Genomic DNA, 14,573 nt, shown 5'->3' with positions numbered 1-14,573 from the left:
AAAGAAACAATGGAAAATCATTCTGAAGAATGTCTGGAGTGTCGATTTTGAGCACTACTTTTCCCATCGCCTTTATGATGGTCAGGTCACTGAAAAAATGATGGTCAATTACCTTTTATCCATCGATGACCAATTCCAGTGGGTATATGATTTGATTAATGATCTAAAATGGCACCTATTTACTGGTAACTATGAAGAATTCGTTGATCAACTCGAACGCAGTAAGGAAAGACCCCTTAAAAGATACGTTAGGACCACCTTCCAGACAATAGAAAAATACTTAGATGCAATAGAAAATTCCTGCACTTACACTTTGTCCAACGGACATTTAGAAGGCATGAATAATAAGATAAAGACAATGAAGCGAAGCGGCTACGGTTATCGTAATTTCGCTCACTTGAGAGCCCGTGTTTTCATCAGTTTCAAGTTGACCGAAAAGATTGACAAGAAAATCAGACCCTTAACATTTGAAGAAGAAAAAGAAAGCGAAAAACACAAAGATAGTATAGTCGCATAAAAAAGAGGTAGAAACAGTGAAGTTTCTACCTCGGGAATTATAGACCAACACGATTTGACAAAGAACCACAAAATAAAGAGGGAACATTCAATTCAACACTGAATGTTCCCTCTTTATTTATTACTATCTTTTAAACAAAGCGTTTTTCATAAATTTTGAAAAATGGATAATAAATTACTGTATTCATTGCAATCAGAATAAAGGTGAAGACTACATTACGCCAGTCTAATGAAGATAAATAAGCTTGTGCAAAAAATGGCGTAAATGAAGGATCTACAATGAACCCCATCGAGATAAAATCTAAAACTTGAGCATAATAGGTTAAAATCAAATTTATAATCGGAGTTATGATAAACGGAATCGCCAAGATCGGATTTAATACTAGCGGAACACCGAAAATCAACGGTTCATTAATACCACTGATTACAGGAACAATTGACAATTTCCCAAGTGTACGCAAGTGTTTTGCTTTACTCTTAACCATTAAAACAAGTAAGCCCAGTGCGCCACCTGAACCACCCATTATTGCTATACGAAACATTTGCAAGTTCATTGGATTGGTTGGCTCTAGTCCCAACGCGACTAACTCACTATTCTGTCCAGTATTCGCAATTCCCAAGGTGAAAATAATAGGAAAGATAATTGAAGGTCCGTTGATCCCAAATAACCAAAGAATATTACCAAAAGTTACTATCGCAATGTATCCCCACAAATTATTTGCAATTCCAGTTGCAGGTGTTAGCACATTCATCACTAGTTGTGGGAAAGTCTGTCCAAATGCACCCAATAAAATTAAACTCGTGCCATAAAACAACACCATGTTGACTAACAAAGGTAGTAACGAGTTCAGAAATACTGTTATAGCAGTTGGAACAGTTTCATGCAATTTGATTTGGAACTGTGGTTTTTTAAACAGTTTAGAAATTTCTACACTGAGTAAAGCGACAACGATCGAAGTGAACACACCATTTGTTCCTAAGTATTCTGTAGATAGGCCTCCATCCGATATGGTCGTAGACACTAGCAAAAAGGTTACTAAACTAATAAATCCATTCATAGCAGGATTTAATTTATATTCTGATGAAAGTTGATAACTAATTCCAAACACGGTATATAAGCTGAACAACCCCATAGTTAAATTATAAGGTAGCGTTATTTGCGCGTAATACTCATCTGCGAATCCTCTCCAACTTGCTAGAAATTTCATGAAAAAATTAGCTGTTTGTTCATTATATAATTCCATATTGATAGGAGGATGTGCTAAAATCAAAAAGAATGATCCAATAACTATAAAAGGCAAGGCAAACATCATTCCACTAGATATAGCTTTTAGATGACGCTGATTTCCTAATTTTGTCCCTATTGGTGACAAAGTATTCTCTAATTTTTCCAGAAAAGTATTCATTATTTTTCTCCTTTAGATTTGAAATGGATTAAATTCAAAAGCATTTTCTACAATGGAATCTTTATCATATTTTTTTAAAATTTCTTCATATTCTTCTTTATACGTATTATCTACATCTAATTGCGGAATAACTTTGCTTGCTTCATGAAGAAAATGGAATGAATCTCTTCCCATTTCTTTCCCCCGGGTTGTATGTTTATCTAATGCAAAATCAGGTATACTCGGGACATATCCCATAGCAAAACTTTTTATCACTATGTTTTTCAATAAGTCACTTGAACGATCTTTTGTTGATTGTGTCAAAATACGTATCGCATGAAAAACAAACATTACACGGTCAGCTTCATTATATGCAAAGTTCTTTCTCATTTCATTCAAATTCTGGATGTATATTGAAGCCTCCATGTTCCCAAATCCTATATCTTCAACAGAAATAGCAAGTAATCTTCTCCATAACTTTTCTTCGAATTGGGGTGAAGTAATATACATTTCGTAAGCAAACTCGCAGGCTTCCTTTGTCATTCCTCGGCGAATAGTTTTTTGTAAAGAAGAAATCACTTCATCTCCAGGAAGGTTGTTTCTAGTGGTCGTTTTAGCCCACGGATCTTGAATATTTTTTTTATTAGGCATGGTTTTATTACTCCTTAGTTTTTAAAATAATTTAATTTAGGTTGTGAGAAAATGAAATTAGAGACATTAAATCATAAATATAATTTTACTGAAGCCGAAAAAGAGATTCTGCTATTCATGAATAAAAATATAGCAGCAATACAAAGTAGAACGGTGCGTGAAGTTGCAAATGACTGTTACGTTTCTCCTGCCACTATAATGAAGTTGGTCAAAAAGTTGAATTTAAATAGTTACCGGGATCTTGTCATAAAAATTTCAAATGACTGCACGCTAGAAGTTCCTGAAAAATTTAAGCAAAGTCTTGATCTTGATGCAGCTTATAATTTGATTCTTTCTAAAAAATCTACATTCAATAAACTGCTTGATTCCTATAAAGATCACTCCATACTCATTTTAGCCACAGGATATTCTGAACTCATTGGCACTTATATTTATGAAAATTTACGTCTCTCTGGATTTCCGGTATTGAATCATCCTCATCTTGAACTTATGGAAAACAATAGAGTCTTGCTCATTGTAGTTTCTGAATCAGGAGAAACGACGATCCAAAAAGATATTATACTTCAAGCACAAAAGAATAAATTGGATATTATATCTTTTACTGGCAACCCCCTTTCAACGATCTCCAAAAATTCTACTTTGGATTTGAGTGTCGATTTATATGAAGGATTATCTTCTAATGAAAATAGTCCCAAATACTTCTACGGTATGACTATGATTTTATTTGAATCTTTATTCCATGACTCTTCATCAACCTAAATTGAAGATACCATATTTTTTCGATACAAAACGTTATCTCCCTGCAAAGTGAACATGTTCACCAAAACTAAAATAATGTTCACTTAAAAAATGATGGAAGGAAAAATAGCGGTGCCGGTCTGCGTATCGATCATATCTTCGTTGATGAAGCTATTCCTGTACACTCCGCATACGTCATGTACAACGATAAAAATAAACCGATCGTCTCTGATCACTTTGGTATCGCTGTGGAGTTGAAATGAAATAACAAGACAGAAAGGAAGCACTCAGCTAGTCGCTGGGTGCTTTTTTGATTGTGTCTAGACGATTTGGTCTATATTTTAGTCAGTCGAGCAACAATTTGTTGGATCGATCCCGAACCTACCATTTAATCTTTCATTCTCTCTTCAAAACAATCTTTTCTCCTTTTATTTCGTATCTATTGTTAAGACCGCAAGCGAAGGAGCAATCTTATGCGAATGAAAAAGCGTAACCCGCCCGAACAACTCGTTTTACTTCAGTATTTAAATAAGCGTATGGTTTTACCAAACAATAAAAAACAGTACCTTCTTTCGCTTCAGAAAGGCTTTGATGGGGAGTTGCTTTTTGACCAGTTTGCCGGAAAACTTTCTTCGGCTTGTATCGTTTTGGAGGATCTCCGACTTGAGCTGAACAATAGTTTTTATCAAATCGACACGCTCATTTTGACGAATGAACAGATTTATTTATATGAAATCAAGAATTTTTCGGGAAAGTATTACTGCGAGGACAACCAGTGGTACAAAATGCCTACTACTGCCGTAGATAATCCGCTGCTTCAAGTCGAGAAGGCGAAAGCGAAGCTGGAAATTTTACTTCGTATGTGGAATTTCCCAATACCGATCACCGCCAAGATCGTGTTTGTCGATCCAGGTTTTTTGTTATTCCAAACGCCTTTCTCTTCGCATTTTTTATTCCACTCTGAAGTCGAGCAACACCTGCGCGAAGTCGAAGAAAACGCGACCCCGTTAGATTTGCGCCTCACTTCCCTAGCCGATAAACTGATCGCGAAAGACTGTCAAAATCGCAACAGCCGTCCCTTCCGTCAGTCTGTTCCGGAGTACACCCTCGATTCGCTAAATAAAGGCTTTCGCTGTGCACATTGCAGCGAACTATTTCGGACAAAAACCAAGTATAAACAATCTATCCTTTGTCCGCATTGTGCTGAAAAAAATCGTGTCCCCCTTCTGCTCACACAAGCGGCCAGTGAGTTGCATACCTTATTCCCCGATACGCTTTTGTCGACGGCTCTTTTGGAAAAATGGTGTGGCTTTGCATTACCAAGGCGTCGGTTTCAAATATTTCTAGCCCAAAACTATAAAAAAGAAAAGAAAGGAAAAGCTACAATTTATACTGCAAAATCTTAGTTGACTTTATCTATATAGGAAAGTTCTTCGTCTGTAGTAGACGAAGAACTTTTTTTGTTTAGAAGAAAGGAGCTGCTCCTTTCTTCATTTCAAGTTTTCACTATCCTCCTGAATCCAGCAACTTCCTCTTCTCTACCGGTTCGAAGTTTCCGGTATCTTGCTCTTTCGGTCGACTTCACGCACCTTTACTCGCGAGATTGCTCGATCAGCGTCCATTCGGGCAACTTCTACTGTGCTTTCACTTCAAAGTTGCCGGTATCTTGCTCTTTTGGTCGACTTCATGCACCTTTACTCGCGAGATTGCTCGATCAGCGTCCATTCGGGCAACTTCTACTGTGCTTTCACTTCAAAGTTGCCGGTATCTTGCTCTTTTGGTCGACTTCATGCACCTTTACTCGCGAGATTGCTCGATCGGCGTCCATTCAGGCAACTTCGTCTGCTTATTTCTCTCAAATCGACCGCAAAACCAATAAGGTAAAGAAATTCGCTGCATTTCTTCTCCATCTTTCCTACAAACCAAAAGAAGAGCCAGGCTCCAGGCCTGGCTCTTCTTCTCTCTTCTTATACTTCTTTTTTTTATTTGCACGAGATACGGTACATGGCAAACAGTAAGATCATATTGATCAGAGTGATCGCGACCGCTGCAGCGAATGCAGGCAGGTATGACCCACTGAAGTCGTACACAAATCCGACTACCGATAGGGAGAAAGATGCTCCTATACTGGTTGCGAAAGATAAAATCGGATACAGGCGCATAAAATTGTAACGGCCGAAAAACTCGCGCGTCAACAAGGTGACTGCCACTGATGGTACCGCATAAACCGCACCGAATAACAGCGCCGCACCATACAGCCAGAGGGACGTGTCCAGCAGTAAGAAAATGGTGCTGGCTAGCATAAGCGATACGAGGACGACAAATGTTCCCTTGACCGATCCGATACGGTCGCTGATGTAGCCTAAGCCTATTTTGAAGGCGATACTGCTGATCATGGTGACCGACAATAACGTCGCGCCTAATTCACTGGATAGTGACAACGAGCGTGCGAATCCGGGGAAATGTTGGGGTATACCGACCAACATAGTATGCATCAAGGTGAAGGCAAACATCATGACGAATAAATACCCTTTTATTTCGCGCTTTTCGGTCAATGGAATCGTAGTCGTTTTCTCTTCAGCCGGTATGTCTCTCAGCGGATCCTCTTCCGGTTCCATTCCATATGGCAACAATCCACTGTCACGCGGATCGAGTGTAAACGGAATAAGGATAGCGGGCAATGATAATAGGATTATCAACCCACCCATGAGCTGGTAGGCTATCTCCCAGCCGAATGTCTCGATCAAATTCGCAAAGACAGGCGAAAAAATGGCCCCCGTGACACTACTGAAACTTAAAACGACACTCATGACTAAGCCATGTTTTTTCTCGAACCATTCATTGATGATGAGCATGATCGGTACCCAGGCAAGCAACCCGGAACCCAATCCGCGAATGATCCCTAACGCATTAAAAATCCAGATGGAGCGCGTCAGCCCCAAGGCGAAATTGGCTCCTCCAGTCAACAGCACACCTGCAAGTAGAACGAGTTTGAAGGGGTACTTTTTCAATAACCGGGTAACGTATAATCCCGTGAATGCTTTCATCAGCATCGTCAAGGTGTTGTGCATCGAAACTGCCCCGCGGTATTCCCCGAGGCTTTCGGAAATCGGTGTGATGAACACACCATTGGTCATCAAGGGCAGTCCGATGGCCCCCATCACCAGCCCCATCAAAGCAAACAGGACAACAAAGTGTTTTATACTTTTATTTGGCAAACCCAATCGGCTCCTTCATTTCTAGTCAATCATTCACCGTTCTTCTATAGGAAGATCCGCCTCAGCGTATCTCCTAAACCGTATTGATTATATCGCATTCTTGAAAGAGATGTAAAGGGCAACTGTTTTCTTTAGACGAATACATAAAAAATAAGCCAGGTTTTTTGGTTTGGTGGCTGCTTGATTTTAAAACTTTGTTTTGCTCATACACTACTTATTTGGGCATTTTTTTGAAATCGCACGCTTTTTCAAACATTTGTTTATTAAAATCTGTTAACAGTTCCTGTAATCCCTTTGACTTTCTGTTAAACTATCCGTAAAATATTTATCTATATGGATATTATAAGAATGAGGGATAAAATGAAAACAAAAAAGGTATTATACTCTTTATATGGAAACATCTTGATCAGTTTTGCCGTATCGTTCTTCCGTTTAGCGAACTTAGGAACCGATCCATTTACGACGTTCAACTTAGGCTTCAGTTTTCTCTTTAACATTCGCTATGGCACTTTCCTGGTCATCTCCAGTTTGATTGCTGTCGTCTTTATTTTCTTTGCGAACCGCTCGCTGATCGGTATCGGCACAATTTTTAACATGTTCATTGTTGGAAACCTGTCCGATCTACTCGTATCACTTTACACGACTAACTTCGGTACACTCGATAACTTGCTTGTCCGCATGCTTTTCACTGTCCTAGGTATTTTAGTCTTGTCTATCGGCGCCGCTTTGTATATCGAAGCCAAAGAAGGCGTGGCACCTTATGATGCGATTCCGATCATCATTCAAGATAAAACACCCTTAACTTACCGCACAGCCAAAGTCACGTTAGATGTGTCCTTGACCATTATCGGATTTTCCCTGGGTGCAGTTGTCGGTGTCAACACCCTCATCACTGCTTTCTTCCTCGGACCGATCATTCAATTCTTCCGCGAGTTATTTGAGGAAAAATTGAACACCGATGAATTAGATTATTCAACAAAGAAATAACGCATTAGCGGTTCATGCCGCTCTGATTTCGTACTAAATGAAACCCACAGCCTTCGAGCCACACGCTCATTGAGGCTGTGGTTTTTTTGTGCTGCGTTAGCCCAAAGAAGCAGAAAAAGAGTGTCTCCACGTCAGTCCTTCATTGTCATCCAGCGAGGACGATCCGATTTGACACTCCGCCCTCTGTTTTTTTAAAAGTGCCGGGGATCGATCTCCGCCATATCTCATTCGCTTTCCCATATCCCTCTAACGCTTTGGAGGAATGAAAAAAGTCTGCCGGGGCAGACTTTTCCTCTTTTTCTATTCAGTTTCGTCCATCGGTTCCAGCATCTTATTCAGTAAGCGACGCAATTCGACCATTTCTGCTTCGGTCAAATTTGTTTGGGCCAATATCTGCTCCGGAATGCACTCGGCTACAGTTTCTGCTTCTTTTCCTTTAGCTGTCAATTCGACCACCACGACCCGTTCATCTTCCCCAGAGCGTCTCCGATCGACTAGCTTCTGTTGTTCCATGCGCTTCAACATGGGTGTCAATGTACCGGAATCTAAATGTAACCGCGCACCCATTTCTTTTACGGACAACTGCCCTGATTCCCATAAAACCATCAATACTAAGTACTGTGGATACGTCACACCCAATTCTTTGAGGATAGGACGGTACCGTTTCGTTATTTCTCGTGTGGCCGCATAGAGCGGAAAACACACCTGATTATCTAATTTCAAACCTTCTATCGTCATTTTGATCACCTCTTCCTTTCAGTATACCAATTCTTTGCTAAAAAATATAGAACTTGACAACACTAAATTAAATTGTGTACAATTGAATTGTAGAAAATATATTAACGGAGGAGTAATAATTATGGGAATCGCATTATATACTGCATCAAGTACTGCTTCAGGTGGCCGCAAAGGAATCGTGAAATCTTCTGATGGGATTTTGGATTTAGAGCTCGCTATGCCCAAAGGTTTAGGTGGCAAAGGGGACGTCGCGGCTACGAATCCGGAACAACTCTTTTCAGCCGGATACGCCGCTTGTTTTGACAGCGCATTGCAACTCGTTGCTGGAAAAGCACGCAAAAAAATCACCAGTGAAATCACTGCTGAAGTAAGCATCGAGAAACAACTGAAAGGATTCGGGTTGAGCGTCAAGTTGATCGCTGAAATTTCAGGCGTCACGCAGGAAGAAGCTGAAGACCTCATCGAGAAAGCTCACCAAACCTGCCCCTACAGCCGTGCCATCGAAGGCAACGTCAAAGTAACGAAAAAAGTAATTGTGAAATAAACTGAATACATTTCAAAAAAAAAGAGTCCTAATAAATAGGGCTCTTCTTTAAAATCACTCAATCTAAAAACAAGTTCATATTTTAGCTATTTTCAATATAAACGAATTCAAATAATGCCTGACCTAATTTTTTATTTTCTAATTCATTCAAAAAGGCAATTAAACTCAATCCATCCTCTTCATCATTGAATTTCCTCCACAATGTATCCTTTAAATCGTAACTGATATTAGCTTCACTTAAAATAGTAAACACTTCATCTTTCACATCCTGATTTTTTACTATTTCAACATCTTTCAATGAAATTTTCGTGCTACTCTTTCTATCTAAACTGATAGTTATTGAATTGTTTTTGTGATTAATATTGTAGCCTTTGTCGGAATGATTACTATTATAGTCTACTCCATAAATAGTTAATCTATTCTTTCTTTCTTTGGGAATAATATTATTTGTATCTTTTATTGTTATGCAAATTTCCCTTTTCAGCCAATCTAGCTCTACTTCCGTGATTGCCCTATGCCCCTTGCTATCTTCCACTAGAGAAAATGTGTTATTTTCTCCTGGATAAATCTGCCAAGTTAATTCTTTTGGTAAATTATCCCCTTTAGTTCCTATAGCATTTGAATCCATAGGAATTATCGCCCCAGCTTTTGCTAAAACTGGAATGTTTTCTAACGATCGAAAAATCCTGAGTGTAGATCCGCCTTTATATCGTTTTCCTGAAAAAATATCAAACCACTCTCCTTCAGGTAACCATATTTTTTCTGAAGCTAAATGGATATCTGGATCTATTTTTTCAGTTATGGGTAAAACTATTAGTTCAGTTCCAAAATAATATTCATTTGGGACCAAATAGGCTTCCTCATTTTCTGGAAATTCATAGTACATTGGTAAGATCAAAGGAAGACTCTCTTCGCTGGTTTTTACATTCATAGTATACAGATAGGGAATCAAAGTATGGCGTAAGCGTAAATATTTCGCCATTATTCTAAATACTGAGTCGCTAAATATCCAAGGTTCTTTACTAGAAAACTCGCTTTTAGAACTATGAAGTCGATTGATTGGACTAAACACCCCAAATTGTGCCCATCTTAATGATAGTTCTTCATCAAAATAACCACGCATGTGACCACCTATATCATGACTCCACCACGAATAACCAATGTTACTTGCTGTAGCAGTAAAATAGGGTTGAAATTTTAAGGATTCCCAGGTTGTGATCGTGTCTCCTGAGAAACCAATAGGATACCTATGACTACCCGGACCAGCATATCTAGAAAGTATGATATCATTCCCTTTTTCTTTTTGAATATCGTTGTAATGGTAATAATTCAAGAGCCACAATGGATCTAATCCTTCAGATTCACTAACTGATCCCTGTTGCCAATCGATCCACCAAAAATCGACCCCATCTTCTTCTAATGGATGATGAACATCTTCAAAATATGTTTCTCTAAATTTTGTATTGGCTATATCAAATTTAGCCGGCTCCTCTAATTCTTGATTTAAGTTCAATTTTTTCGCAACTGCAGGATACATCGATTCAAACGCTCTTATACCGGAAGCTGGGTGAACATTCAGAGTGATTTTTAATCCTCGGTTATGTAGTAACTGAAGGAAACGTTTTGGATCAGGAAATAATTCTTGATTCCAAGTATAGCCAGTCCAACCACTCCCATATTTTGAATCAATTTCTGTCAAATGCCAATCCATATCGATTACACTAATTGATAGTGGAATTTCATTTTTATCAAATTTATTCATTAACTCTAAATATTGAACTTCTGAGTAATTCCAAAACCTACTCCACCAATTCCCTAGTGCATACCTTGGGAGAAGGGGTGTTTCTCCTGTTAAATGATAGAAGTCTTTTAAAGCTTTCTTATATTCTCTTCCATAAGCAAAAAAATATTGATCGATTTCTGATCCATTACGTGGGATGATTTTATCTGATTCATCTAAAAAAATGAAAGATTTTGAATCATCTAATAAGGCGTACCCATCTTTTGATACGATACCTTCTTCTAATGATACTGAACCATCTATCTCATCTAGTGTCCTCGCGGTACCTTTGAGTGTATTGATTTTTTGGCCAAAAATCCATCTATTCCCGTAAGGTGTATAATTGTTTTTTACATCTATAAATAGTGTACTTGGACTAAACTTTCCTTTACGATAATAAAGATGCACATGACTAGTAATTATTTCCACATACTCATCAGATTCTATAGTATTAAATTCTGGTTGTTCAAATTCTCGATTAACTACAATTTGAGTTTTTTGATCTACAAATTCACCTTTAGAGGAGTACTCCATTCGTATCATTTCATTGGTTAAAATTGTGAATCGGTAATTATCTCCTTGTATAATGTTTCTTTCAATTTTGTGATCGTGTATATTAGTCAAATGAAACCACACCTCTTATTCTTCTGTTTTATTTTTTATGTTTCACTGAATCTCTCTGAATCAACTCGCCAGGTAGATAAATTTGTTTTTCGATTTGACAATCAGCAGTTTTGCTTAGTATTTTACTAACTGTTTCACCTGCAACGATTCCTTTATGAACTTGATTTAATCGAATTGTGGTCAATGCCGGTTCATGAAATTTTGCAAATGTTATATCATCTATTCCTATTATAGAAAGTTTTTCAGAATCAAATAACTTTTTCTTTTTTAAATAACTTATCGCTTCAATAGCCAGATAATCAGCAGTCGAAACAATGCACGTATATTGACTTAAATTTACAGATAATTCTTCAAACTGATCATCTGTAAATAAATCATCGTATTTAACTTCTATTCCACTTTCAACCATTGCTTTTTTAAACCCTTTTAATCTTTGTTGGATAACGCCATTACCTTCAAAATCAAATGAATATGACAGAAAAGCAATTGACTTATGCCCTTTATCTATACAATATTTAGCGGCATCATAGCCAACTTTAAAATCCTCACTATTTATAAAAACATGTTCTATCTTATTTTTTCTGTTTATTTCTGAAACATACGTATCAATGAAAACGATTGGCTTTATCACCTTGTTTTTTATCTTTTTATAAAAACTTTCTGACATACCAACAGCTATAAAGCAGTCAAAGTTCCAATTTGACTGTAAAGTTTCTACATCATTCACGGATGTAACATTATGAATTAACGTAAAGAAACTTAATTCTTTTGCTACTCGACTAACACCTTCTAAAAATTCAGCTACAAAGGGATCAGAAAAGTGAAAGTTATTATTATCAGAATAATATAAGACTCCAACTAATCGAGAAGAAGATTGAACCAATCCTCTTGCATTCATATTGGGAACATAGTTATATTTTTTAATAACGTCATTAATGACTTTGATTTTATCCGCAGAAACTTTATTTGTTTTATTGTTGATTACATTGGAAACCGTTGCGATGCTTACTCCGACTTCTTCGGCAATTTGCTTAATAGTCACTGTCATTTTTCTCACCTTGTATTTTTATTTGATAGACCCACTAGCAACTCCTGAAATAAATTGCTTTTGGAAAATCATATATACTATTATAACAGGAATGATTGAAATTGAGGTAGCGGCAAAGAGACCACCATAATCTGTACCATATTGGCCATTAAACAATCGCAATCCAACTGAAATCAATTGTTTTTCATCACTATTGATCATTAAGAACGGCCAGAGGAAATCTTCCCAACTCCAAAGGAATTGGAAAATAGCTAAACTAGCTATAGTATTACGTGACATAGGTAATACTATTTTATGAAAAATATAGGTATCAGTAGCTCCATCCATTCTTGCGGCCTCAATTAACTCATTAGGGATTTGCGAAATAGACTGTTTGAATAAAAAAATACCAAATGCACTCACCATAGAAGGAATAATCAAAGACTTATATGAGTCAAGCCAACCAAAATTTACCATCATTTCATATTTAGGTATGATAGTGACTGCCCAGGGCAACATCATAGTAGATAGTACTAGCCCAAACAAAAGATTTTTCCCTTTAAATGAAAATTTTGCAAATAAGAATCCAATTAGGGCTGAAGTGTAAATTACGATTACGGTCAACGTCAATGCAACAAATAGACTATTCCCAAACATTCTCATGAAATTGAATTTTTCTTGAATAACGATATAATTCTCAAATGTAGTCGGTGTAGGAAAGAAGGATCCTCCAATCTTCACGATTTCACTATTGGTAGCAAAAGAAGAAATCAACATCCATATAAATGGGATTACAGTCACAAGAGCACATAGAAACAAAATAATATTAAAGATTATTATTTTTCCTGAACAATTCATACTTTTCGTTGAAACATGTGCCAACTGCCTAATGGCAGCTTAAATTTACTTTTTCATTTTCACCTGTTAAGTGATGAAAAAAGAACCCCATTCTGATATGGTAAAGGTGTCTAAACCAACCATAAGAAAGGAGTTCTCTTCATGATTAGCTTACACAAAAACCAGGTAAAATTCAATTCAAACATCATCATTTCGCATACAGGTGGTCGTTTATCGAGTGATTCGGGTTTAGTCTTAGTTAAAGAAGTAATGGATACCTTCAAGTTTTCTGATTTGGCAAAATCACTTCTGGACATTAAAGATAACCGTGCTTACTACACGCATGATAATTTAGCGATATTAGAACAGCTCATTATGCAACTGATTGCTGGTTATTCGGCAGACTCGTCAGCTAATCTGTTACGACAGGATCCAGTCTTTCAAATGGTGTTAGGCAGAAAACAATTAGCCTCACAATCGTCAATTTCACGGTTTCTGGATCGTTTCACCACGGAAAATGTGGGTCAATTACAATCATTAAATCAGTCGCTCATTGATAAAGCGCGTTTGATTCGCAATGACACCGAGTTAATCATTGATCTCGATTCTACTCATTCAGATACCTTTGGCCATCAAGAACAAACAGATTATAATGCACATTATCAAACCTACGGCTACCACCCATTAGTTGCCTTTGACGGACTGACTGGAGATTTCTTAAAAGCTGAACTGCGTTCAGGTAATCAGTACACATCTAAAGGGGTGAAAGCCTTTATCGACCCATTGTTACACCACTACAATGAATCCATACCGAATACTGACATATTGGTTCGTGGGGACAGCGGCTTCGCAACACCAGAGGTGTATGAGTCTTGTGAAGAAAATGAAAGTCAGTATGTGATCCGATTAAAGAACAATCGGAGGTTAAGTCAATTAGCTGAGCAATCCGTTCTTTACGGGGATAACCAAAAATGGGAAGATCGGGAAGTTCAGTATTTTTCAATGCCTTATCAAGCACAATCATGGTCGAAACCCCGTCGAGTCTGTATACGTTCCGTTCGTGAAGCAGGAGAATTGCTCTTTCACCACGCATTCATTGTGACTAATCTATCCGATAATGTCTCACCTGAAGTCATATTCTCTCTTTACGGCAAACGGGGTACAATGGAGAATTTCATCAAAGAAGCGAAATCAGGCTTTTATTTTGACAAAACAGATAGCCCACTCTTCCTGGAAAATCACGTTAGAATGATGATCAGTGTCCTGGCTTACAACCTCGTCAATTTTTTAAAGACCATTGGATTTGAACAAGTGAATCGGGGGATGACGATTCATTCTATACGATTGACATTGCTCAAAGTTGCCGGCAAACTCGTTAAAACAGGCAGACAAGTCTATCTCAACCTGTCGAGTTATCATGTGTATCAAACCGAATTTTATAAGGTTTTCGAACGCCTACGGCGATCCAGACAATGTATTTAGAGGAGTTATCGCATAAAGTTTTAACTGATTATTTCAAGGGATCAGT

At 37.7% G+C, this 14,573-nt stretch carries 13 protein-coding genes; 6 read left to right on the top strand and 7 right to left on the bottom strand.

What is annotated here, in order from left to right; translation table 11 throughout:
• On the top strand, positions 1-517 hold a 517-nt coding region (locus tag H626_RS11380; protein WP_211221952.1), incomplete at its 5' end, for a transposase.
• A 130-nt stretch (positions 518-647) separates the two neighbouring features.
• Here H626_RS11380 and H626_RS0109405 read toward each other — a convergent pair.
• Together H626_RS0109405 and H626_RS0109400 are read right to left on the bottom strand one after the other, a co-directional pair.
• A complete protein-coding gene (locus tag H626_RS0109405; RefSeq protein WP_035619175.1) occupies positions 648-1,922 on the bottom strand; it encodes a PTS sugar transporter subunit IIC in 1,275 nt (424 codons plus the stop codon).
• Between the two features lie 12 nt (positions 1,923-1,934).
• Complete coding sequence (locus tag H626_RS0109400; protein WP_027109142.1) at positions 1,935-2,552, bottom strand: hypothetical protein; 618 nt, start codon at positions 2,550-2,552, stop codon at positions 1,935-1,937.
• Between the two features lie 51 nt (positions 2,553-2,603).
• Here H626_RS0109400 and H626_RS0109395 point away from each other — a divergent pair, with 51 nt between their 5' ends.
• Both H626_RS0109395 and H626_RS0109390 read left to right on the top strand, forming a co-directional pair.
• Complete coding sequence (locus tag H626_RS0109395; protein ID WP_027109141.1) at positions 2,604-3,311, top strand: MurR/RpiR family transcriptional regulator; 708 nt, start codon at positions 2,604-2,606, stop codon at positions 3,309-3,311.
• A gap of 458 nt (positions 3,312-3,769) precedes the next feature.
• A complete protein-coding gene (locus tag H626_RS0109390; RefSeq protein ID WP_169449790.1) occupies positions 3,770-4,696 on the top strand; it encodes a nuclease-related domain-containing protein in 927 nt (308 codons plus the stop codon).
• A 576-nt stretch (positions 4,697-5,272) separates the two neighbouring features.
• Here the strand turns inward: H626_RS0109390 and H626_RS0109385 are convergent.
• Positions 5,273-6,508 (bottom strand): MFS transporter, encoded by a 1,236-nt coding sequence (locus tag H626_RS0109385; protein ID WP_027109139.1) that lies wholly within the window; start codon positions 6,506-6,508, stop codon positions 5,273-5,275.
• 360 nt (positions 6,509-6,868) lie between these two features.
• Here H626_RS0109385 and H626_RS0109380 point away from each other — a divergent pair, with 360 nt between their 5' ends.
• Positions 6,869-7,495, top strand: coding sequence for a YczE/YyaS/YitT family protein (locus H626_RS0109380; RefSeq protein WP_027109138.1), 627 nt, complete (start codon positions 6,869-6,871; stop codon positions 7,493-7,495).
• Between the two features lie 300 nt (positions 7,496-7,795).
• On the opposite strand, the gene H626_RS0109375 is transcribed toward H626_RS0109380, so the two are convergent.
• Positions 7,796-8,233 carry a MarR family winged helix-turn-helix transcriptional regulator gene (locus tag H626_RS0109375; RefSeq protein ID WP_027109137.1) on the bottom strand — a complete coding sequence of 146 codons (438 nt, stop codon included), beginning with the start codon at positions 8,231-8,233 and terminating at the stop codon, positions 7,796-7,798.
• 121 nt (positions 8,234-8,354) lie between these two features.
• Here H626_RS0109375 and H626_RS0109370 point away from each other — a divergent pair, with 121 nt between their 5' ends.
• Positions 8,355-8,777, top strand: coding sequence for an organic hydroperoxide resistance protein (locus H626_RS0109370; protein WP_027109136.1), 423 nt, complete (start codon positions 8,355-8,357; stop codon positions 8,775-8,777).
• An 82-nt stretch (positions 8,778-8,859) separates the two neighbouring features.
• On the opposite strand, the gene H626_RS0109365 is transcribed toward H626_RS0109370, so the two are convergent.
• The 3 genes from H626_RS0109365 to H626_RS0109355 all read right to left on the bottom strand — a co-directional run bounded on the left by H626_RS0109365 (position 8,860) and on the right by H626_RS0109355 (position 13,009).
• Positions 8,860-11,100, bottom strand: a complete 2,241-nt coding sequence (locus H626_RS0109365; RefSeq protein ID WP_051237933.1) for a glycoside hydrolase family 31 protein — start codon at positions 11,098-11,100, stop codon at positions 8,860-8,862.
• Between the two features lie 109 nt (positions 11,101-11,209).
• A complete protein-coding gene (locus H626_RS0109360) occupies positions 11,210-12,229 on the bottom strand; it encodes a LacI family DNA-binding transcriptional regulator (protein WP_027109134.1) in 1,020 nt (339 codons plus the stop codon).
• 18 nt (positions 12,230-12,247) lie between these two features.
• Positions 12,248-13,009 (bottom strand): carbohydrate ABC transporter permease, encoded by a 762-nt coding sequence (locus H626_RS0109355; RefSeq protein ID WP_245570095.1) that lies wholly within the window; start codon positions 13,007-13,009, stop codon positions 12,248-12,250.
• A gap of 198 nt (positions 13,010-13,207) precedes the next feature.
• Here H626_RS0109355 and H626_RS0109350 point away from each other — a divergent pair, with 198 nt between their 5' ends.
• Positions 13,208-14,527 (top strand): IS1380 family transposase, encoded by a 1,320-nt coding sequence (locus H626_RS0109350; RefSeq protein ID WP_027109132.1) that lies wholly within the window; start codon positions 13,208-13,210, stop codon positions 14,525-14,527.
• Positions 14,528-14,573: the final 46 nt, after the last annotated feature.

The organism is Lacticigenium naphthae DSM 19658, assembly GCF_000425865.1.
GTDB classification, from domain to species: domain Bacteria; phylum Bacillota; class Bacilli; order Lactobacillales; family Carnobacteriaceae_A; genus Lacticigenium; species Lacticigenium naphthae.
Note: the sequence above shows the minus strand (reverse complement) of the source record. Positions and strands in the feature narration are given on the sequence as shown.

Bases quoted from the DNA above. Each gene is read 5' to 3' on its own strand.
- H626_RS0109405 (WP_035619175.1), bottom strand. From the start codon at position 1,922: ATGAATACTTTTCTGGAAAAATTAGAGAATACTTTGTCACCAATAGGG.
- H626_RS0109400 (WP_027109142.1), bottom strand. From the start codon at position 2,552: ATGCCTAATAAAAAAAATATTCAAGATCCGTGGGCTAAAACGACCACT.
- H626_RS0109395 (WP_027109141.1), top strand. From the start codon at position 2,604: ATGAAATTAGAGACATTAAATCATAAATATAATTTTACTGAAGCCGAA.
- H626_RS0109390 (WP_169449790.1), top strand. From the start codon at position 3,770: ATGAAAAAGCGTAACCCGCCCGAACAACTCGTTTTACTTCAGTATTTA.
- H626_RS0109380 (WP_027109138.1), top strand. From the start codon at position 6,869: ATGAAAACAAAAAAGGTATTATACTCTTTATATGGAAACATCTTGATC.
- H626_RS0109375 (WP_027109137.1), bottom strand. From the start codon at position 8,233: ATGACGATAGAAGGTTTGAAATTAGATAATCAGGTGTGTTTTCCGCTC.
- H626_RS0109370 (WP_027109136.1), top strand. From the start codon at position 8,355: ATGGGAATCGCATTATATACTGCATCAAGTACTGCTTCAGGTGGCCGC.
- H626_RS0109365 (WP_051237933.1), bottom strand. From the start codon at position 11,100: ATGATACGAATGGAGTACTCCTCTAAAGGTGAATTTGTAGATCAAAAA.
- H626_RS0109360 (WP_027109134.1), bottom strand. From the start codon at position 12,229: ATGACAGTGACTATTAAGCAAATTGCCGAAGAAGTCGGAGTAAGCATC.
- H626_RS0109350 (WP_027109132.1), top strand. From the start codon at position 13,208: ATGATTAGCTTACACAAAAACCAGGTAAAATTCAATTCAAACATCATC.